Source organism: Alteromonas sp. H02, from assembly GCF_059682525.1.
The window spans coordinates 2,777,557-2,799,753 of record NZ_CM185021.1 but is presented as its reverse complement, the minus strand read 5'-3'; the positions used below and the strand labels follow the sequence as shown (position 1 = coordinate 2,799,753).

The 22,197-nt window shown below is 48.4% G+C and carries 14 protein-coding genes; all 14 read left to right on the top strand.

All coding sequences use genetic code 11. The features are described from left to right. Positions 1–49: 49 nt before the first annotated feature. Positions 50–727: an SIMPL domain-containing protein gene (locus AC566Q_RS13015; RefSeq protein WP_499617302.1), complete on the top strand. Its 678-nt coding sequence runs from the start codon at positions 50–52 to the stop codon at positions 725–727. An 88-nt stretch (positions 728–815) separates the two neighbouring features. Continuing rightward, a complete protein-coding gene (locus AC566Q_RS13010) occupies positions 816–1,274 on the top strand; it encodes a free L-methionine (R)-S-oxide reductase MsrC (RefSeq protein ID WP_105936333.1) in 459 nt (152 codons plus the stop codon). Further along, positions 1,271–1,555, top strand: coding sequence for a hypothetical protein (locus tag AC566Q_RS13005; protein ID WP_499617299.1), 285 nt, complete (start codon positions 1,271–1,273; stop codon positions 1,553–1,555). The genes AC566Q_RS13010 and AC566Q_RS13005 overlap by 4 nt, the downstream gene beginning before the upstream one ends. Before the next feature lie 21 nt (positions 1,556–1,576). Continuing rightward, positions 1,577–2,239, top strand: coding sequence for an RNA chaperone ProQ (gene proQ, locus AC566Q_RS13000; RefSeq protein WP_105936335.1), 663 nt, complete (start codon positions 1,577–1,579; stop codon positions 2,237–2,239). Positions 2,240–2,243: 4 nt separating this feature from the next. Beyond that, positions 2,244–4,283 (top strand): carboxy terminal-processing peptidase, encoded by a 2,040-nt coding sequence (gene prc / locus AC566Q_RS12995; RefSeq protein ID WP_499617295.1) that lies wholly within the window; start codon positions 2,244–2,246, stop codon positions 4,281–4,283. 124 nt (positions 4,284–4,407) lie between these two features. Beyond that, the gene (locus tag AC566Q_RS12990) at positions 4,408–5,742 is read left to right on the top strand and encodes a sodium-dependent transporter (RefSeq protein WP_499617292.1); all 1,335 of its coding nucleotides are present in this window, start codon (positions 4,408–4,410) and stop codon (positions 5,740–5,742) included. Positions 5,743–5,752: 10 nt separating this feature from the next. Further along, positions 5,753–7,216, top strand: a complete 1,464-nt coding sequence (gene nhaC, locus AC566Q_RS12985; RefSeq protein WP_499617289.1) for a Na+/H+ antiporter NhaC — start codon at positions 5,753–5,755, stop codon at positions 7,214–7,216. A gap of 20 nt (positions 7,217–7,236) precedes the next feature. Continuing rightward, the gene (gene pepN, locus AC566Q_RS12980; protein WP_499617286.1) at positions 7,237–9,837 is read left to right on the top strand and encodes an aminopeptidase N; all 2,601 of its coding nucleotides are present in this window, start codon (positions 7,237–7,239) and stop codon (positions 9,835–9,837) included. Next, entirely contained in the window at positions 9,827–10,063 is a 237-nt protein-coding gene (locus AC566Q_RS12975) for a DUF2835 family protein (RefSeq protein ID WP_105936340.1), read from the top strand. Before pepN ends, AC566Q_RS12975 begins: the two co-directional genes overlap by 11 nt. A 199-nt stretch (positions 10,064–10,262) precedes the next feature. Next, positions 10,263–12,323 carry a DUF1302 domain-containing protein gene (locus tag AC566Q_RS12970; RefSeq protein ID WP_499617282.1) on the top strand — a complete coding sequence of 687 codons (2,061 nt, stop codon included), beginning with the start codon at positions 10,263–10,265 and terminating at the stop codon, positions 12,321–12,323. An 18-nt stretch (positions 12,324–12,341) separates the two neighbouring features. Further along, positions 12,342–13,709 carry a DUF1329 domain-containing protein gene (locus AC566Q_RS12965; RefSeq protein ID WP_499617279.1) on the top strand — a complete coding sequence of 456 codons (1,368 nt, stop codon included), beginning with the start codon at positions 12,342–12,344 and terminating at the stop codon, positions 13,707–13,709. Positions 13,710–13,783: 74 nt separating this feature from the next. Then, the gene (locus AC566Q_RS12960) at positions 13,784–14,821 is read left to right on the top strand and encodes a WD40/YVTN/BNR-like repeat-containing protein (protein WP_499617276.1); all 1,038 of its coding nucleotides are present in this window, start codon (positions 13,784–13,786) and stop codon (positions 14,819–14,821) included. A gap of 9 nt (positions 14,822–14,830) precedes the next feature. Next, the gene (locus tag AC566Q_RS12955; protein ID WP_499617273.1) at positions 14,831–17,152 is read left to right on the top strand and encodes an efflux RND transporter permease subunit; all 2,322 of its coding nucleotides are present in this window, start codon (positions 14,831–14,833) and stop codon (positions 17,150–17,152) included. Between the two features lie 180 nt (positions 17,153–17,332). Then, entirely contained in the window at positions 17,333–22,168 is a 4,836-nt protein-coding gene (locus tag AC566Q_RS12950) for an NAD-glutamate dehydrogenase (protein WP_499617270.1), read from the top strand. Positions 22,169–22,197: the final 29 nt, after the last annotated feature.

Sequence of the window (22,197 nt, the reverse complement as noted above, 5' to 3'; positions counted from 1 at the left end):
TAAGTCTTTCGTTGCCATACTGCGCAGGTCTTATAACTGGAGTTGTTTTATGAATTGGAAAGTCATTGCTTTAGCAGCGCTGGGTCTGGCGTTAAGTTTTCATTCTCAGGCAGACGAAAAAACCTTACAGGTGTCTGGCCAGGGGATTGTGGCGGCAACGCCGGATGCTTATACCCTGACCATGGTCATTGAAGAGCGTGGTGCGGTAGTGAGCAAGCTTAACGAGCAGGCCAATGCCAAACTTAATGCCGTAGTGAGCTTTTTATTGTCTCAGGGCGTTGCCGAACAGCACATACAGTCAATGTCTGTTAATTTATCCCCTTGGTATGAACACACGCCTAATGGCAGAGAACATAAGGGCTTCGTACTTACTAGGCAGGTACGCGTAACCTCAAATCAATTGCAAAACTACGATACAGTCCTTGATGGTGCCATGAAACGCGGCATTAACCGTATCGATCAGTTTGAGTTTATTAACTCCAATCCCGAAAAGGTCTATCGCGAGGCACTAATTGCCGCGGTGGAAGACGCTAAAGAGCGCGCCAGTCTTATCGCCAAGCAAATGGGCGTAACTATCGCCGGGGTCATTTCGATTAGCGAATCCATGTCTTATAACCAGCCACCGGTTGGGGTAAGAATGCGTGTTCAACAGGAAGATGCTTTCAGTTTACCCGGCCAGACCGATAGCACGGCTGCGGTGAACGTTACCTTCGCTATCGAGAATTAATCACCCGGGTGATTTTCATCGATTAACCTTTATTGAGGGAACTGCTACACTCTGCCGGTCTTGTCACTTTTCAATTGAGAATTATAGTTTGAACGACAGTAGCATTTACCCTCAATTAATTGAACAGGCGAAAAGCCTGATTGCCGGCGAACCTGATTTAATTGCCAACCTGGCTAATTTAAGCGCGTTGATTTATCACAATCTGGACGACGTTAACTGGGCCGGCTTTTATTTGTATAAAGAAGAGCAGTTAATACTGGGGCCGTTTCAGGGGCTGCCAGCCTGTATTCGCATTCCGATGGGCAAAGGCGTATGCGGCACGGCAGCGCAATCCAATACCATCCAGCGTATCGACGATGTTCACGCGTTTCCTGGGCATATTGCCTGTGACGCCGCGTCAGAATCAGAAATTGTTATCCCGATTGTGGTAAACGACAAGTTAGTTGGTGTGCTGGATATTGATAGCCCAAAACTATCCCGCTTTAGTGCCGAAGACGAAGCCGGTCTGGTGGCCATTGTGGATGCTCTGGTGGCGGAAATATCATGAAGCACATGGTGGATGTTCAGGTGGTCCTGGCCACCTGGCAAGATATGGAAGATGTGTTTGAGGATCCGGATGAGGCCGCAGAACGGCTCAATACCGTGTTACACATGGTTTATGATCGCGCCGAAGAAGACATCGAAATCGAGCGTTTAGAGAAATTATTGGCCCACACCTGGTCAATTTGGCATCAGGATGACAATTTATTGTACGTAAATGATGATGATTTGCTTGATTGGGTTGACCATCTCTTAGCAACTTGGGATGATGCAGACAATCTGGATTAACACTGACATACATTGACATTTATGGAATCATCGCAGAAGTTTAGTAACAGCAAAGAGGTTATCGCCTTTCTTGCCGAGACATTTCCTAATTGCTTTACCTTAGAAGGTGAAGCCAAACCCCTTAAAATTGGCATCTTTCAGGATCTTGCCGAGCGCCTCGCCGAAGATGAACGCGTTAGTAAAACGTTGTTGCGCTCGAGCTTACGCCATTACACAAATAGCTGGCGCTATTTGTACAGCATCAAGAAAGGGAACTTTCGCGTTGATCTGGATGGAAATCAGGATGCGGCAATAGAAGAAGAGCACGAAGAGCACGCCAAAAAGCAACTTGACGAGAGCAAAGCCAAAGCTGCTGAAAAGCGTAAGCAGGCAGCACAGTCGAATCGTAAGAAAGATGGCCGCTCATCTGCGGCGAATAGCGGTGATAAAGCGGGTAAATCTCCTGCCGGACGCTATAATAACGGAACTAAATCGAAAAATAGCAGACCAATTAAGACGCCCCCGGCCAAACTGTCTGATGCTGATTTAACCGTTGGTACATCAGTTACGGTAAAACTAGGCAAGGCACCAATGCACGCGGTAATCACCGAAGTAGCAAAAGACGGTGTACATGTTCAACTGGATACGGGGATGGTAGTAAAGGTTAATCCGCAAACACTGCGTTTAGCACGTTCTAAGAGGTAGTAATATGAAAGATATACTTCGCATTTCCGTTGCCAGTGCAATTCTTGCGTTAAGCGTAGGAGCCGGAGCGGTTACATCTGGCAATAGTGTCGAAGATCTGCCCATTCTCCAGCAAGAGCCGCAACATTCCTCCGCGGCAAAGCGTATCAGTACACTGTTCACCCGTGAACATTATAAACTGATCAAACTGGATGATTCGTTATCTGAGAAAGTGTACGACCGCTATCTCAAATCTCTCGACGGAAATCGAAATATCTTTTTAGCGTCCGATATTGCTGAATTTAACCAGCATCGGGACGAGTTTGACGAAGCCATTTTGCGTGGAAACCTGCAAGTGGCTTACGACATGTTCAACCGCAACCTCGAATCGCGCATCAGTCGCTATGAATATGCCTTAACCCTGCTCGACGGTGAGTTTGACTTCGAGAAAGAAGGCGACAAGTTTTATTTCGACCGCGAAGAAGCCGCCTGGCCTGTAGATCAGGATGAGCTTGATGAATTATGGCGTCAGCGCGTTAAATACGATGCGCTGAACCTGAAGCTGGCTGGTAAAGAGCAGGATAAGATCAAAGAGTTGCTTACCAAGCGTTACGAGCGTGCCATTAAACGTCTTAAGCAAACTCAAAGCGAAGACGTGTTCCAGACGGTAATGAACTCCTTTGCCCGGAGCATCGAAGCGCACACCAGTTATTTATCGCCGCGCAATGCAGAACGATTCCAGATGGATATGAATCTGTCGCTGGAAGGTATTGGTGCAGTGTTGCAGAGTGAAGATGACTTTACCGTTATCAAGAGCATTGTTCCGGGTGGTCCGGCTGATAAATCCAAGGCAATTAAACCGGAAGACAAAATTATTGGTGTCGCCCAGGAAGACGAAGAGTTTGTTGATGTCATTGGCTGGCGTCTGGACGACGTGGTTGAACTGATTAAAGGCCCCAAAGGCAGTGAAGTTCGCCTGCAGGTGCAAAAGGGCGCAACCGAAAGCACAACGGTGTCGGTAATAACCTTAATTCGTGACAAAATTAAACTGGAAGATCGTGCTGCCAAATCTGAAGTATTCGTGCCTGACTCAGGCCCGCATCAGAATGAAAAGGTAGGCGTTATCTCTATCCCGAGCTTCTACAATAACCTTCACGTTGACGTGTTAAAGGAAATTAACGCGCTGAAGTCGGAAGAAGTGAAAGCGATTATTGTTGATTTACGTGGTAATGGCGGTGGTTCGTTATCAGAAGCCACACTGGTTTCCGGTCTGTTTATTGAACAGGGGCCGGTTGTGCAGATCCGTTATGAAGGCGGTCGTATGAGCGTAAATCAGGATACTGATGGTAAAGTTGCCTACCAGGGGCCGCTCACTGTTCTGGTTGATCGCTACAGTGCCTCGGCATCTGAAATCTTTGCCGCAGCCATGCAGGATTATAACCGCGCGTTGATCATCGGTGAGCAAACCTTTGGTAAGGGTACGGTACAACAGCATAAAGGGTTAGGGCGTATCTACGACCTCTACGAAAACCCACTGGGCAGCGTGCAGTACACCATCGCTAAGTTCTACCGCATCAACGGCGGCAGTACGCAACATAAAGGTGTCGTGCCGGATATTCCGTTCCCATCGCCAATCGATCCGGCAGAGTGGGGCGAAAGTCAGGAAGAAAACGCCTTGCCGTGGGATAGTATCAAACGTGCGAATTACACTACCTTCGGTGATACTCAGAGTGCACTGGATGTATTGGCCGCTAAACACAATGCCCGTATCATGCAGGATCCTGAGTTTGGCTATATTCAGCAGGACATCGAAAAATATAAAGAAAATAAAGATAAAGACTTTATTTCTCTGGTTGAGTCAGAACGACTGGCAGAGAAAAAAGAGAATGAAGAACAAGCACTGGCCCGTGCTAACGAGCGACTCACCCGCATGGGGTTGCCAGTTGTTGAAGATCTTGAGGACTTGCCTGAAGAGCTTGAGGAATTGGATCCGTACCTCACGGAAGCCGCTAACATTACCCTCGACATGGTAAATACGGGGAAATACGCACTAACCCGCGGTTAGACGTTCGCTTCATAAAGGGCTGGCAGCACTGTCAGCCCTTTTTCATTGCATCAGACACTCAAAACACAAATACTAACGACAGTAGTAAAATAACTATAAAACAATAATAAAGGGAACAACGTGTATGGCGGCTCGTGGTGAGTTTTCTTCTCGTATCGGATTTATACTGGCGGCTGCGGGGTCGGCTGTAGGACTGGGTAATATCTGGGGGTTTCCAACCCAGGTAGCCAGTAACGGCGGCGCAGCTTTTGTTTTAGTCTACCTGTTGCTGGCGTTTGCGCTGGCGTATCCGGTATTAATGGCAGAGCTGGTAATCGGCCGCGCTCACCGGGCCAATATGGTCGACTCACTGGGTCAGATCACCAGCAACCCACTGGGGCGGCTTACCGGTCTGTGGGGCTGTGTTACGGTGTCATTAATTCTGGCCTTTTATGCTATTGTTGGCGGCTGGATGATTGCCTTCTTTGCAGAATCAGCCAGCCGGCCAGTGGCCCCTAAGGCTGTCAGTGACTGGCTTACCAGCTATTCACTAAGCACCAACCTTATCTTTTGTGCTTTGTTTCTGGGCCTCACTTCTTACATCGTACTTGGCGGCGTGAAAGCCGGTATTGAGCGTTGGTCTGTACGCCTGATGCCAACCCTGTTTATTCTGATGGGAATACTGATTGTCTATGTGAGCTTTCAGCCAGGCGCGAGCGAAGGCTGGGCTGCCTATCTGGTTCCGGATTTTTCAGTGGTGCTCAATCCGGATTTGCTGATTGATGCCATGGGGCAGGCGTTCTTCTCCATGTCTCTCGGCGTAGGTACCATGCTGGTTTATGGTTCTTACATGAGTAAAAAAGAAGATTTACCGACCATTGGTGCCGCCGTAGCCCTGGTGGATATTGGTGTGGCGATTATTGCCGGTATGCTGATTATCCCGGCGATGTATGTGGCCCTGAATAATGGCGTGGAAATCTTCTCATCAACAGGGGAGTTGATTGCCGGCGACCAGTTAATTTTTACTGTGCTGCCAGCGTTATTTAATACCATCGGTCCGATTGGCGTTGTGGTGTCTACCGTGTTCTTTGCGCTTATGGTCATTGCCGCCCTGACCAGCTCTATTTCGATGCTGGAAGTGCCAGTGGCCTATTTGTCGGAAAGCCGCAATTTGTCCCGTCCTAAGGCTGTAATGATCGTTACAACGGTTATTTTTGCTGCCAGCGCGCTGATCATCTTTAACTTTTCAACATTGTTTGGTTTTGTTATCGCGCTGACCACTAAGTACAGCCAGCCGTTACTTGGCTTTGCTTTGTGTATTTTTGCCGGCTGGGTATGGAAGCGCAACGAAATACTGGCCGAGTTAAAGGTAAGCGCGCCGGAAATGGAGCAGCGTTTATTCTGGAAAATCTGGCCGTGGTACGTGAAGTTTGTCTGCCCGCTGGTCATTCTGCTGATGTTCTATCGTTCGGTTGCATAAGGAAATAACCATGACCAGAGAAATAAAACAACCGACGTTGTTAGACGCATTTATCCCGGTAATTTCACTCATTCTGATGCTTGGCACCGCCGTGTACCTGTTTGCCGATAATTCCTCTTATGGGCCTAATCAGGTATCGCTGTTAATTGGTACTGGCCTGGCGGCTATTATTGGTATGAGGAATGGCCACAAATGGCACGATATTGAAAAAGGCATTATTCAGGGCATTTCGGTGTCGCTGGGCGCCTGTCTTATCCTGCTGGTTGTAGGCGCACTGATTGGTACCTGGATGTTGGCGGGTACGGTACCTACGTTAATTTACTACGGGCTTGAGCTGCTCAACCCTAGTATGTTTTATGCGGCTACCTGTATCATCTGTGCCGTGGTGGCAATGAGTATTGGTAGTTCGTGGACAACCGCAGCAACCGTAGGTGTGGCACTGATGGGCGTATCGGCCGGGATGGATATGTCGGCGGCAATCACCGCCGGTGCGATCATTTCCGGTGCTTACTTTGGCGATAAAATTTCGCCGTTATCAGAAACCACTAACCTGGCACCGGCGGTGGCTGGTACCGATCTGTTTGAACACATTCGCTACATGCTATGGACGACTATTCCCAGCTTTGCACTGGCGCTGATGTTATTTGTTATCATCGGCCTCAGTGAATCCGGCGTGCAGTCTGCCGAGAAAATTCAGCAAATGCAGGTGTTACTGGATGATACGTTTAACATCAATATCGTTATGCTGGTACCGCTGGTTGTGCTGCTGACCCTGGCGGTCCGTAAAATGCCGGCTTTCCCGGCTGTAGGTATCGGGGCATTGTTAGGCGGCGTGTGGGCGTTGATTTTCCAGCCTGATGTCATTCAAACCATGAAAGACAGTGCAGATTCGTTTTCTGTTGGTGCCCTTAAAGTGGTCTGGACTGCCTTATTCGACGGCGTAAGTTTTAATACCAGCGACGACAACCTTAACAGCCTGCTCAGCCGTGGCGGCATGTCTTCCATGCTCAATACTATCTGGCTGATAGTGTGTGCCATGTCGTTTGGCGCGGTACTGGAGCGGGTAGGGTTACTCACCCGTGCCGTCGGCGCTATTTTACACGGCGCTAAAACGGCCGGTGCGATGGTGAGTCGCACAATTCTGACCTGCATTGGTACTAACCTGATCACTTCTGATCAGTACATGGCTATCGTTATGCCTGGTCGTATGTATAAGGATGAGTACGCCAAACGTGGCCTCCATCAACTAAACTTATCCCGAAGTCTGGAAGACGGCGGCACTATTACGTCTCCGCTTATTCCATGGAATACCTGCGGTGCTTATATGCATGGCGTGTTAATGGTGCATCCGTTTGACTATATTTTCTTTGCCTTCTTTAACTTAATTAGTCCGGTTCTGGCGGTGATTTATGCTTATCTGGGAATTAAAATTCTCCGTCTTGAGCCACCGCAATCCGTGACTGCAGCTAAATAAACATCTTGTTAGGAGATGCAATGACGCTAGTGGCTAAACGTCGCGAAGATTATCGCGCGCCCGAGTTTACAATTACTGATATTGCCCTGGACTTTACCCTGGATCCGTCTGCCACCAAAGTGGTCAGCGAACTAAAGGTAAAGCGCCAGGGCGCAGCCAACGCGCCGTTAAAGCTCGATGGCGAACATATGCAACTGTTAGAAGTGGCTATTGATGATTTACCTTTTGGTGACTATGAGCAAACCGATAGCGGCCTGGTGCTGAATAATGTACCGGATGCCTTTACGCTGCGCATCGTGACGCAAGTTAATCCGTCTGAGAATAAGGCGCTGGAAGGGCTATATCTGTCTAACGGCGTGTATTGCACGCAGTGTGAAGCCGAGGGTTTCCGCCGCATCACCTATTATCTGGACCGGCCTGATGTACTGGCCCGTTTTACGGTTAAAATTACCGGTGACAAAGCCAGTCTGCCAACTATGCTGGCAAATGGTAACCCCATTGAACAGGGCAGCAACACCGACGGCACGCATTGGATTTTATGGCAGGATCCGTTTCCTAAACCAAGCTACCTGTTTGCACTGGTAGCCGGCAGCTTTGATCAGTTAACCGATACCTTTGTCACCCAAAGCGGCAAGTCGGTAGCATTAGAACTGTTTGTAGACAAAGGTAAACGCCAGCGCGGCGAATTTGCCCTGGAAGCCTTAAAACGTTCTATGCGTTGGGATGAAGAAGTATTTGGCCTTGAGTATGACCTCGACATTTACATGATAGTCGCCGTGGATTTCTTCAATATGGGGGCCATGGAAAACAAAGGGCTGAACGTTTTCAACAGTAAGTTTGTACTTGCCGATCAGGCGTCTGCTACCGATGAAGATTTCTTTAATGTGGAATCGGTTATCGCCCACGAGTACTTTCATAACTGGACCGGTAACCGCGTAACATGCAGAGACTGGTTCCAGTTAAGTTTAAAAGAAGGCCTTACGGTGTTTCGCGATCAGCAGTTCAGCAGCGATATGAGCTCGCCGCTCAGTAACCGTATCAAGCAGGTAAGGGTGATGCGCGAGCATCAGTTCGCTGAGGACGCCAGTGCCATGAGTCATCCCATCCGCCCGGATGAAGTGATTGAAATGAACAACTTCTACACGGTGACGGTTTACGACAAAGGCGCTGAAGTCATTCGGATGATGCATACCTTATTGGGGGCTGAAGGTTTCAGAGCAGGGATGGATGAATACTTCAGACGTCATGATGGTCAGGCTGTTACCTGTGATGACTTTGTGTCAGCCATGCAGTCAGCAACTGATATTGATTTAACCCATTTTTCCCGCTGGTATAGTCAATCGGGCACACCTCGCGTTGAGGTTAGACGTGCCTATGATGCCGCCAGCGATAAACTCACTGTAACGCTGACTCAACAAAATCTGACAACCGCTGATCAGGCTGAAAAACAAGACCTGTATATCCCGTTGCAAATTGAGTTTCTGGCAGCAGACGGTCAGCACGTAGCGCCAGATAGCGGCATGTTCCGTGATAACCTGGTTATTCTGGATAAACCGGTGACTGAATTAACCTTTACCGGTAAAGGGAGTAATATAACGCCGGTGGCGTTGGGCAATTTTTCCGCGCCGGTTAAACTGACTTCCGATCTAACGCCGTTAGAGTGGTTACATACCTTCCGTTTTGCTAACGATGCCTTTAGCCGCTGGGATGCTATTCAGCAGTTGTATAACTGGTGCATTGAACAATATTATCAGGGCAGCCCCCAGCAGGTAGAAAAAGCCATCTGGCAAGGGCTCTATGAAGCCGTTGAAGCCAGCCAGGATAATCCGGAAATTCTCGGAGAGTGCCTGGTGGTACCGAGCTTTGAAACCCTGTGCCAGACCCGTGAGAATATCGATGTACATGCCTTAAACGAAGCCAGACAAACCTTTAGCCACGATTTGGCTGAGTTTATGTCTGACTTGTTACTGGTAATTTACCAAACCAATCAATCAGATTCTTATGCCTATGAGCCGGCTCAGGTTAGTTCACGGCGGTGTAAGAATGTGGTGCTTACGCTACTGGCAGAATTGCCACTGGCTGAAACCTTGATCACTGAGCAATTCTCCGGTTCAGACAACATGTCAGATACGCTGGGTGCACTGAAAGCTGCGCAACAGTTCGATTTAGTGTTGTTTAATAATCTGATGAATGAGTTTGAGCAACGCTGGCGCGACGATCCGCTGGTACTGGATAAGTGGTTTGGTTTACATGCTACCTGTGATCGCAGTGATATTCTGGCGCAACTTACGCTGTTGCGTCAGCACCCGCAGTTCAGCCAGCAAAACCCTAACCGGGTTCGCGCGGTGATTGGCAGCTTCGCGTTTTATAATACTTCAGGTTTTCATGCCGATGACGGCAGTGGTTACCGATTCCTGACCGACTATTTGCTGGAGCTGGATAAAACCAATCCGCAGGTGGCTTCGAGGTTAGTCACGCCATTAACCCAATGGCAACACTTTGCGCCATCGCGTCAGGCCCTGATGCGACAGCAACTGTCACGTTTGCTTGATGATGCCTCATTAAGTAAGGATCTTTACGAAAAAGTCAGCAAAGCACTGGCCTACGGACATGATTCATAGTTCCGATAAGGTGTATTTTTTTTCGGTAAATGAGCCATATCACCAGTGTCAGCTCCTTTACAGCGGCTCAATACCCGTGGTGGTATTGACCGCTGATTCTGGCGAGCGGGTGCAGGTACCATCGGGCCGCATTCGCCAATTTATTGATAGTCGAGGCTTTTATGGCCGTTTCAGACTCGTGGTCAGTGCACAAAATAAAATAAAATCTTTTGAGCGCATCGCCTGAATTTGAACTATAACTATCAATCGGTTAAGAACGTTTTCACCAGACGCTATTTTTGTAACAGATTAAAAAATCAGCTTTTTTTCAACTGGTACGATTAGTTCTTGCCATCTGTGTAAAATGATGTAATCATTTTGTTAAATAAACCGATGAGTTTGTCGTTTTATCAGCAGGTTACTGTTGAATCAGGAGTATAAAAATTATGATAACCAGGCTTAGCGCATTTAAGAAATCGCCTATCGCAGCTGGAATTTTTGCCTTTTTAGGTGCCGCCTCGCTACCGGCTGGTGCGGCTTCATGGGACTTTGGTGATGTATCCGTATCGCTGGATACTAACCTGACACTCGCTACCAGTATTCGCGTTGAAGACCGCGACTACAGTTTAATTGGTAACAGTAATCATCCTCAGTTTAACTGGTCTGGCTATAATGCAGCGACCAATGTTATTTATCCCAGTGCCGATGTATGGGCGCTGGCTGACGGCGCCTATTCCGGTAATGGTGATTTGGGTAACCTGGCGCATGATTCTGGCGAAGCGTTCTCAACCCAAATATCCGGCAACCACGAATTAGACATTCGTTACGGCGATATTGGCTTTTTTGCCCGGGGTTTCTGGTTCTACGATTTTGAGCAAATGGACAACGACCGTCCATGGGATAACCCGATTACCGGCAATAATACCGAGCTTTGCGACGATCCAAGAGCGAAAGAATTATTGTGTACAGACGTACGTCTGTTGGACGCGTTCTTCTATGGCGACTGGTGGATTGGCGATAACCCGTTAACCGTGCGTGTTGGTCAGCAGGTAGTCAGCTGGGGTGAGAGTACTTTTATTCAGCACGGTATCAATACCACTAACCCTATTGATGTTACCCGCGCCCGTACGCCTGGCGCAGAACTTAAAGAAGTGTTTATTCCGGTAGGCATGGTATTCGCGCAATTGGGTATCACCCAGAATGTTAGCGTGTCGGCCTATTATCAGTATGAGTGGGAACGCAGTTGGTTACCGGTTGCCGGTAGTTACTTCGCCACCAACGATTTCGCCGGTGAGGGGGGACAAGCAAATGCAATACAACTTAGTACGGGTAATCCGGATATCGACCTTGATTACCTGCTGTCTTCTCTGAATGGTATTGGTGATGCCCTGCGTGCGGGTGGTAACCCTGCAGCGATTAGCCAGGCATATCTTGCTTACCCAACCAAGGTAGCCATTCGTGGTTACAGTGACGCCGCACATGTTGATGCAGACGATCAGGGCCAGTATGGTTTACGTTTAACCTGGTTCGCCGAGGCATTAAATGAAACCGAATTTAGTTTTTATCATATAAACTATCATAGCCAGCGCCCGCTGATTTCTGGTGAAACGTCTAACTTTACCAGCGCGGCCATTGCCGAAGATTTGGCTTACATCGCCAGTCATAATATCAACCGTGATAACATTACCGAGCTGCAAGCTTTCACCGAAGCGAAGTTCTATTATCCTGAAGACATTAAACTGTACGGTTTCAGCTTCAATACCAATATCGGTACCACAGCCCTTGCCGGTGAATTTGCATATCGTCAGGATGAGCCACTCCAAATAGACGATAATGAACTATTATTTATGGCGATGCCTGAACAGTTAGCGAATGCGGGATTGCGTCCTGATCTGGCCGGAATTTCTCAGTTAAATAACATCGACCGAGCGGTTGGCCCGGGCGAAACTGCCCAGGGTTACGTATTTTCTGATACCTGGCAGGCCCAGTTTACGTTGTCTCATGTGTTTGGACCTGCACTGGGTACTGACAACCTGATCCTGCTGGGTGAAGCCGGGTATGTCAATATCGTTGACTTCCCGGATCCATCGGTGGTGCGCTTAAGTGCACCAGGAACTGGGAGGACACCATCTGTAGAACCTACCTCATCAGGCGACCCGCGTACTGGGTTATTAATAGGCATTTCAAACGGACCTGAAACTAACCCATTTGCTACGGATGATGCCTGGGGTTATCGACTACTGGCAGTGGCTGATCACAATAACGTCTTTGCAGGGATTAATTTGCGGACCCGTATGACCTTTTCTCATGATGTGAAAGGTACCACTCCGGATCCTTTATTCCTGTTCACTGAAGATACTAAGTCAGCCAATATTTCATTCACTTTTGATTACTTGAGTAAATGGTCGGCAACGGCCTCATATAGTGCATTCTGGGGTGGTATTGGTACCACCAACCAACTATCTGATCGTGACTTTGTTTCGTTCAACATCAAGTACGCAATCTAATAAAGAGTAGTATTTATTATGATGAAAAAAATCGGAATTATTGCAGCAGCCCTGACGGTTGCGCTAACGACAGTGCCTGTACAGGCCAAGGTAACCGCGGATGAAGCAGCTAAACTGGGTGCAGAATTAACGCCGCTCGGTGGTGAAAAAGCAGGTAACGCCGACGGCTCTATCCCGGCGTGGACAGGGGGGATTACCTCAGCACCTGCAGGTTACAGTGCAGGGGACTTCCACCCGGACCCTTATGCGGGTGAGAAGCCTGAATTTGTGATCACCGCTGCTAACTATCAGCAATATGCTGATCAGTTATCAGAAGGCTTAAAGAAGATGTTCCAGACTTACCCGGACACCTTTAAGTTACCGGTTTACAAAACCCACCGCTCAGCGTCAAACCCTCAGTTTGTTTACGATGCGACCAAAGAAAATGCTACCCGTGCTACCTTGTTAGATGGGGGTAACGGTATGGCAGGTGCAGCAGTTGGTATTCCTTTCCCCATCCCAGCTGATGGGCTGGAAGCGATTTGGAACCACATTGCCCGCTATCGTGGCCCGGCTGTGCAGCGTAATGGTGGTCAGGCAGCGGTTACTGCTGGCGGCGACTACAACGTTATCGGCTTTGATGAGCAACTGTTAATTCAGTACTCGCAGGCAAATGCAACACCAGGAAGCCTGCTCGAAAACAACGTGCTATTTATGTTTAAACAGAAGGTGACTGAGCCTGCACGTCTGGCGGGTACTGCGCTGTTGGTTCATGAAACACTGGATCAGGTAAAAGAGCCACGTAAAGCCTGGACGTACAACACCGGTCAGCGTCGTGTGCGCCTGGCACCGAACATCGCTTATGATACGCCGGGAACAGCGGCTGACGGCCTGCGTACCACTGATGACTTCGACATGTTTAACGGCTCCCCAAACCGTTATAACTGGGAGCTGAAAGGCAAGAAAGAAATGTACGTTGCGTATAACAACTATACCTTGCACGGCGATACAGTGAGCTATGAAGATATTCTTAAGCCTAACCACGTAAATCCTGATTTAACCCGTTGGGAAAAACACCGTGTATGGGTTGTTGAGGCAACACTGAAAGAAGGCTTACGCCATATCTATCAGAAACGCGTGTTCTATATCGATGAAGACAGCTGGCAGATCCAACTGGCCGATATGTACGACAACCGCGGTGAACTGTACCGTGTTGCTGTGGCTTATGGCGTGAACTACTACGAAGTGCCGACTCAGTGGTCTACGCTGGATGTTTATCACGACCTGAACTCACGCCGCTACCTGGCAATTGGTTTGGATAATGAGGAGAAAATGTACGACTTCTCAATTACTCCGAGAGAAGCGGAGTTCACGCCTCAGGCACTGCGCCGCGAAGGCATGAGATAACACTTCAGAATAACGGTTGGCCTGGCCAACCGTTTTCTTAATCAGATATAACTATCCGGAGGCTAAACGTCTTAATGCGTAAATCCATTTCTTCGGTGCTACTGTTGTTAGTTTCTTTTGCATTGTATGCAGAACAGTCTTATCAGGCACCACTTGTTAAAGAATCTCTGTTACTGGATATTGCCTCCGGCGATATCACTGTTGCTGTGGGCGAGAGAGGCCACGTGCTCATAAAGCGCGCTGATAGCGACTTTACTCAGGTCACCGTTCCCACCCAATCTACGTTAACGGCTGTTACCCTGATAGGGGATCATATCTGGGCCGTTGGTCATGATGCTATTATCCTGCATTCCAGCGATGGCGGCGAGCAATGGCAGGTGCAAATGTACCAGCCCGAGCTGGAACGCCCGTTTTTAGATGTAATATTTTTTGATAGTCGCCGTGGCCTGGCCATTGGCGCCTATGGTTTGTTTTATCAAACCAGTGATGGTGGAAATAGCTGGGATAGCGTGCGCCACGCCGAGTTTTTGAATCCTTTCGATCGCGAGTATCTCGAAGAAATTCGTCAGGAAGACGAAGCGTTTTATCAACTGGAGTTAAACTCAATTCTACCGCACTTAAACCGTATCACTCGTGGCCAGAATGGTACTCTCCTGATAGCCGGTGAAGCCGGGTTACTGGCCATGAGCGAAGATAACGGTCAGAGCTGGCAGCGTCTGGAGTCAGACTACACCGGCTCATTCTTCGATTTTGTGCAGCTGGATTCCGGATTAATGGTGGCTGCGGGCTTACGCGGTAACATTCTGGTCAGCGAAGATGGAGAGCAGTGGGAGACTCTGCAAACCTGTAATACCGCCACGTTAAACTCGATTCTCACCGGTCAGAATAAGTTGTCTTTTATCGGCAATAACGGCGTAATGGTTAAGGCCACACTGCCTTTACAAACATCGACGTTCGACCCATATGCGGCACCAACGCTTAACTGTGAAGCCGCCGCCGGGGTGAGTGTTTCTCAAACAGAGAGTAAATCTGCGCTCTTAAATGCGGTGTCCGTAGACGGACAAACTGTAGTCACTGCCGCCGATGGCATCTATTCACTTTCTTTGGATTAACGTGTAGTTATGTCTTCTTTTAGTCAAGTTTCAGAGCGTCTGATTTTCAATAATCGACCGCTGGTTATCATTCTCTTTATTTTTGCTACTTTGGTGCTGGCATTTCAGGCATCACGTATGCAGCTCGATGCCGGCTTCGAAAAAAATATTCCGCTGAACCACGAATACATGCAAACCTACATGGAGCACCGTAAAGACTTTGGCGGTGCTAACAATGTGCTTGTGGCAGTATGCGACAAAGACAGTGATATTTTTAATCAGTACTTCTTCGACACGCTGAAGAATGTTCACGATGAGTTGTTTTTTATCAACGGCGTGAATCGTTCACTGGTAGTTTCACTGTATTCACCTTCCACCCGGTTTACCGAAATTGTTGAGGGTGGCTTTGCCGGCGGCCCGGTGATCCCGGCTGATTTTGACTCGTCTAACCCCAGAGCGTTAGAGACAGTTGCCGCAAATATCGAAAAAGCCAAGATTGTTGGCCGTCAGGTGTCTAATAACTACCGCTGTGCCATGGTAACAGCCCAGTTACTTGAGTTAGATCCGGAAACCGGTGAAGCGCTTAACACCCTGGCACTAGCTGATGAGCTGGAAACCAAGCTGCGCGGGCAGTATGAAGACGACCAGGTAAGTGTACATATTATCGGTTTCGCCAAAATGATTGGCGATGTGGCGACCGGCGCGAAATTTGTAGTGCTGTTCTTTGCCATCGCTATCGTGATTACGGCTTTCATGGTGTATTTCTTCTCGCGAAATATCATGCTCACCGTGCTGCCTATCATGTGTTCGGTTATCGCAGTGGTTTGGCAAATGGGCTTGCTTACCACGTTAGGCTTTGGTCTGGACCCCATGTCGATACTGGTGCCGTTTCTGGTCTTTGCCATTGGCGTGAGTCATGGCGTGCAGATGATTAACGCGGTAGAGAAAAACGTTGTTAAAGGTAACAATGCCAAACAGGCAGCAATGACCGCGTTCCGCGCACTGTTAATTCCCGGCGGCATAGCGCTGCTATCTGACACGGTAGGGTTCTTAACTTTACTGGTGATCGATATTGGTATTATTCGCGAACTGGCGATTACTGCCAGCCTGGGTGTGGCGGTAATCATTCTGACCAACCTTATTCTGTTGCCAGTATTAATGAGCTTTATCCGCTTCCCGGAGCACTACCTCGACCGCTTTGCCGGTAAGGAATCGAAGTCAGAAGGTCTGTGGCAAGTACTGGATGTGTGTACCCGTAAAAATACGGCGATTACTATCGTACTGGTTACCGGTATTCTGTTTGCGCTGGGTTTTGTGCAGTCCAAGCAAATGCAGATTGGTGATATCCAGGCCGGGGCTGCGGTATTACATCAGGACTCACGTTACAATCAGGACACGGCTCTGATCACCGACCGCTTTGAAGTGACGGTAGACTATATTTCGGTTCTGGTGGAAACCACACCGGAGGCCTGTACCAGCTACGAAACTATGCGCGCTATCGATGACTTCCAGTGGAAGATGACCAATGTGGATGGTGTGCAGTCTGCGGTATCCCTTGCTTCGGTAGCGAAAGTGGTGAATGCCGGCTACAACGAAGGTAACCCAAAATGGCAGGTATTGCCGCGTAATCAGCAAACCCTGGTGCAGGCAATCTCCCGGGTGCCGACATCGTCTGGTTTATTAAACGGTAACTGCTCGGTCATGCCTATCATCCTGTTTATGGAAGATCATAAGGCGCAAACCATTACCCGGGTAGTTGATGCGGTGAAGGATTTCAGACAGCAATATCAGACCGGAGATACCCGCTTTAGTCTGGCGTCTGGTCCGGTAGGTGTAATGGCGGCTACCAATGAAGCGGTACAGGCAGCGCAAACGCCGATGATGATGTACGTGTTTGGTGCCGTAATTATCCTGTGTTTGCTGAGTTTCCGCTCTCTACGCGCTACTATTTCTGTAGTATTACCATTGTATGTGGTGTCGGTACTGGCACAGGCATTAATGACCTACCTGAATATCGGCCTCACTGTTTACACGTTACCGGTAATTGCACTGGGTGTGGGTATTGGTGTGGACTACGGTATCTATATCCTGTCGACCATGAACGGATTGATTAAACAGGGCATGTCCGTTGAAAAAGCCTATCTTGAGGCGCTTAAGGAGCGGGGCAGTGCAGTACTGTTTACCGGTATTACTCTGGCGATTGGCGTGAGCACCTGGGTGTTCTCGTCTCTCAAGTTCCAGGTGGATATGGGTATTCTGCTGACCTTTATGTTCCTGGTGAATATGCTTGGTGCCATCGTTGTGTTACCGGCACTGGCCAGACTGTTATGGTTTAACCGTAGCGAAAAGTAAATTTTTTCGCATAAGTAACCAATAAAGGAGCCTTTAAGGCTCCTTTTTATTTGCATAATCTGAATACTTACCCAAAATGTAAATACAATGTAAAAACAGGGCTTTTAATTCCGTCATATTTTCGAGAAAATATGTAGGTACAATCTATACTTAACTACAAATCATCATTAGGTAGAGCACATGACAGCTAACTCTCAGCGCTACTCAGTTTTGCTTGAGAATGTTTTTTCACTGATCGACAAAAAAGTAGATGCCAAAAGCCGTGAGCATATTCACACCTTTGGACGGCATTTTTTTAAAAATATCTCACTGGACGATCTTGAGAATCGTAACGACAGCGATTTATACGGTGCCACACTCAGTTTGTGGAATACCTTCTCCAATTTTGATGCCAGCTCACCCCACGTACGCGTATTCAACCCGGAAATCGAAAAGCATGGCTGGAAGTCGAGCCATACCATTGTTGAGCTGATCCTCCGTGACGTACCATTTTTAGTCGACTCCGTGCGAATGGCGTTAAATCGCCTGGGCATCACTGCACATTTGTTGATTCACAGCCCGTTGAATATTGAGCGCGATGATAGCAACAAACTGGTAAATTTTCTCGATGCCAATCAAACCAGCAACTTAAGACAAACCGTGGTGTTTATCGAGGTTGACCGTCAGACCAGCAAAGCTGACTTAGAACGGTTGACATCAGAACTGCATTCCACCATCGACGAAGTGTCACTGGCGGTAGCCGACTGGCAGCCGATGCTGGATAAGCTTAAAGCCATTACCGGTAAGGTTAGTAAAGCCAAAACATTACCGGTGGATAAATCCCATAAAGATACCGTGCTGCGTTTTCTGGACTGGCTAAGCGATCACAATTTTACGCTGATGGGCTATCGCTACTATTCGGTTAGCGCCATTGAGGGCGACCATCAGTGGACACCAGATAACGACAGCAGCCTGGGCCTGATGAAAAACTCCATCAGCGATAAACCTAGGTTATTATCCAACCTACCGGCAACCGCGCGGGAAGAGGCGTTAAGTCAGCATCTGTTATTACTGACTAAAACCAACAGTCGTTCACGGGTTCACCGTCCTGCGTACATGGATTATGTGGGCATTAAAGAATTTAACAGTAATGGTCAGGTCACCGGCGAGCACCGCTTTCTGGGTTTATACTCTGCCAGCTTTTATAACAGCAGTACCAAGGATATTCCGTTACTGTCGGATAAAATTCGCCGCATTTGCGAACTATCGCAGTTCGATCCGGACACTCACGCTTTTAAAGCGTTTAACAACATAGTAGAAACTTACCCCCGGGATGAGTTGCTGCAAACGCCAGAAGAGGAAATGGCCGAAATTATTCGCGGCATATTCCAGATGCAAGAGCGTGGTATTACCCGCTTATTCGTGCGCAAAGACACCTTTGGCCGCTTCTTCTCGTGTATGGTGTATGTGCCCAGAGAGCGCTATAACACCCAGTTGCGTAAAGAAACCCAGGCATTATTGAAGCGCTCGCTGAATGCCAGCGGGGAAGTGGAATTTACTACCTTTTTCTCAGAGTCGGTGTATGCCCGGACTCATTACATCGCCAGGGTAGAAGACAACAATGCGGAATTAGACGTGAAGGATATCGAGCAGAATATTATTGAGTTAACCAAAACCTGGAATGACCGCCTGTCGTCTGCTTTATCTTCGGCTTATGGTGAAGCCAAAGCGAAAATGCTGGAGCGTAATTATCTCAATGCTTTTTCGCCCTCTTATACCGAGCAAAACCTGCCCAGTGCAGCCTTAGTCGATATCGAAAAGCTGGAACAACTGACACCCGAAGAAAACCTCGGTATGTTGTTTTATCGACCACAGGAAGAGCAGTCCGACAGTCAGATAGTGAAGCTAAAGCTATTCCACTTGTTTGAACCGATTCATTTGTCTGATGTACTCCCGATTTTGGAAAACTTTGGTTTACGGGTTATTGACGAAAGCCCGTATAAGATCCAGTGCGCTGATGGCAAGCTCAAGTGGGTCATGGACTTTACCATGCTGCATAAGAGCGGTAACGACCTGGACATGGTCAAGGCCCAGCAGTTATTCCAGGATGCCTTTGCCAAGGTGTGGTACAACGATCTGGAAGACGACGGCTTTAACCGCCTGGTGCTGAGCGCAGAACTCACTGGCCGTAACGTAACCATTCTGCGCGCGTTTGCTAAGTATATGCGCCAGACCGGCAGTAGTTTCAGCCGTGATTATATTGCTAATACACTGTCGAATTATCCGCACATCGCCGAAATGCTGATCAGCTATTTTGAGCTGATCTTTAATCCGGGCCGTAAGCCGAGTAAGAAGCGTCAGCAAACGCTGCAGGATAAAATTACCGAAGCGCTGGACCAGGTGAGTAACCTGGATGACGACCGTATCATTCGTCGTTATCTGGATATGATCAACGCCACACTGCGGACTAATTTCTACCAACCGGCAGAAGATGGCAGCGACAAGCCTTATGTGTCGTTTAAATTGCTGCCAGAGCTGATCCCTGAAATGCCATTACCGCTACCGAAGTATGAAATCTTCGTGTACAGCCCGAAAATTGAAGGTGTGCATTTACGTGGCGGCCGGGTAGCCCGCGGTGGCTTACGCTGGTCTGACCGTCAGGAAGACTTCCGCACCGAAATTCTCGGTCTGGTAAAAGCTCAGCAGGTTAAAAATACCGTGATTGTGCCAGTAGGCGCTAAAGGCGGTTTTGTGTGTAAACAACTGCCTGCGGGGGCCAGCCGTCAGGAAATCTTCGAAGAAGGCAAAGCTTGCTACCGTACGTTTATCCGCAGCTTGCTGGATATTACCGACAACATTGTCGACGGTGAAATTGTGCCGCCGAAAAATGTTGTGCGGCTGGACGAAGACGATCCTTACCTGGTTGTTGCTGCCGATAAAGGTACAGCGACATTCTCGGATATTGCTAACGGTATCTCAGAAGAATATAACTTCTGGCTGGGCGACGCTTTTGCCTCAGGCGGTAGCATTGGCTATGACCACAAGAAGATGGGCATTACTGCCCGCGGTGCCTGGGAGTCGGTTAAACGTCACTTCCGCGAAATTGGTATCGATTGTCAGACCACTGACTTTACTTGTGTTGGCGTAGGCGATATGGGCGGCGATGTATTTGGTAATGGTATGCTGCTGTCTGAGCATACCCGCCTGATTGTTGCCTTTAACCACCTGCATATTTTCTTCGATCCGGATCCGGACGCAGCGAAAAGTTATAAAGAGCGTCAGCGATTATTTGAAAACCCCAGTCTGACCTGGGATGACTACGACAAATCGCTGATCTCCAAAGGCGGTGGTGTGTTTAGCCGGGCGGCTAAGTCGATTACCTTAACGCCACAAATGAAAACCTGGCTGGGTACCCGTCAGAACTCGATGACACCTACTGAGCTTATTCATAACTGCCTTAAAATGCCGGTCGATCTGATTTGGAATGGCGGTATCGGCACCTATGTTAAGAGCAAAAAAGAAAGCCACAGTGACGTGGGCGACAGAGCCAACGATGCGTTGCGGGTGAATGGGTGCGACATTCAAGCCAAAATTATCGGTGAAGGCGGTAACCTGGGAGCTACCCAACTGGGGCGGATGGAATTCGCAGCGAATGGGGGCCGGGTGAACACCGATTTTATCGATAACGTCGGTGGGGTTGATTGCTCGGATAATGAAGTCAATATCAAAATTCTGCTGAATGCATTAGTAAGCAATGGTGATCTGACCGTTAAGCAAAGAAATAACCTGTTGTATGAAATGACCGATGATGTAGCTAAAATAGTGCTGCAGGATTGTTACCGTCAGACCCAAACTATCTCGGTCACCGAGATGACTGGCGTTTCTTCGCTTAAAGAGCAGTTACGCTTTATCCATGGCCTTGAGCGCGATGGCGCGTTAAATCGCGAACTGGAGTTTATCCCCAACGATGATGAAATCTCCGACCGCGCGGTACAGAATCGCGGCCTGACCCGACCAGAGCTGAGTGTGGTTACCGCTTACGGTAAAATGGTATTAAAAGACCAGCTTAATATTCCGGCCCTTACCGATAATCCGTATCACGGTAAGTTGCTGATCAGTGCCTTTCCGCCGGTATTGCGCGAGCGCTTTGCTGAGCAAATGCAGCAGCATCCGCTGCGGGCAGAGATTATTGCCACCAAGTTAACTAATAATATGGTTAACGATATGGGCGCGAACTTTGTCTATCGCATGCAGGAAGAAACCGGCGCAGATATTGTGGAAATCACCAATGCTTACAGTATCGTTAAGGGGGTCTTCAGTATCGGCCAATTGTGGAAGGACATTGAAAGCCTCGACAATAAAGTGGATGCCAAGGTACAACTGTCTATGCTGGAATCGGCGCGCCGTTTAATGCGTCGCGGCACTCGCTGGTATATTCGCCACGGTGATAACTGCAATGATATTCAGCAGAGCATCGAGAAGTATCAGCCTGCGGTAAATGACCTGTGTGAGAACCTGCCGAACTATCTGGTAGAACAGGAAATCAGCCAGCTCGAGAAAGCCACTCAAAACTGGATGGAAAAAGGCGTTCCTCAGGATATCGCAGCCCGGGTTGCAGCCTTCAGTAATCTGTTCAGTGCGCTGGATCTCACTCAGGTAGTGGAGCAGGGCTCGCACAGCATCGATGTAGTCGGGCGGTTGTATTATCAGTTAGGCTCAACCCTTGAACTGCACTGGTTCCTTGAGCAAATTAATAATCAACCGGTGGGTAATCACTGGCAGGCACTCGCCCGGGCATCATATCGTGAAGAGCTCGACTGGCAGCAGCGCTCGATTGTGGCCACTTTACTGGCCGGCAACGGTAAATCGAAAGATGCGGATGCGATTTTAGACAACTGGATGCAAAATAATGAAGCTTTGCTAAAACGTTGGTATCATATGATGAGTGAGTTTAAAACCAGCTCGAGCCACGATTTTGCGAAGTTTTCTGTTGCGCTGCGTGAATTGATGCTTTTAAGCATGAAGTCTAACCAGTAAACTACGCAACCATGGGTTGATACCTGCTT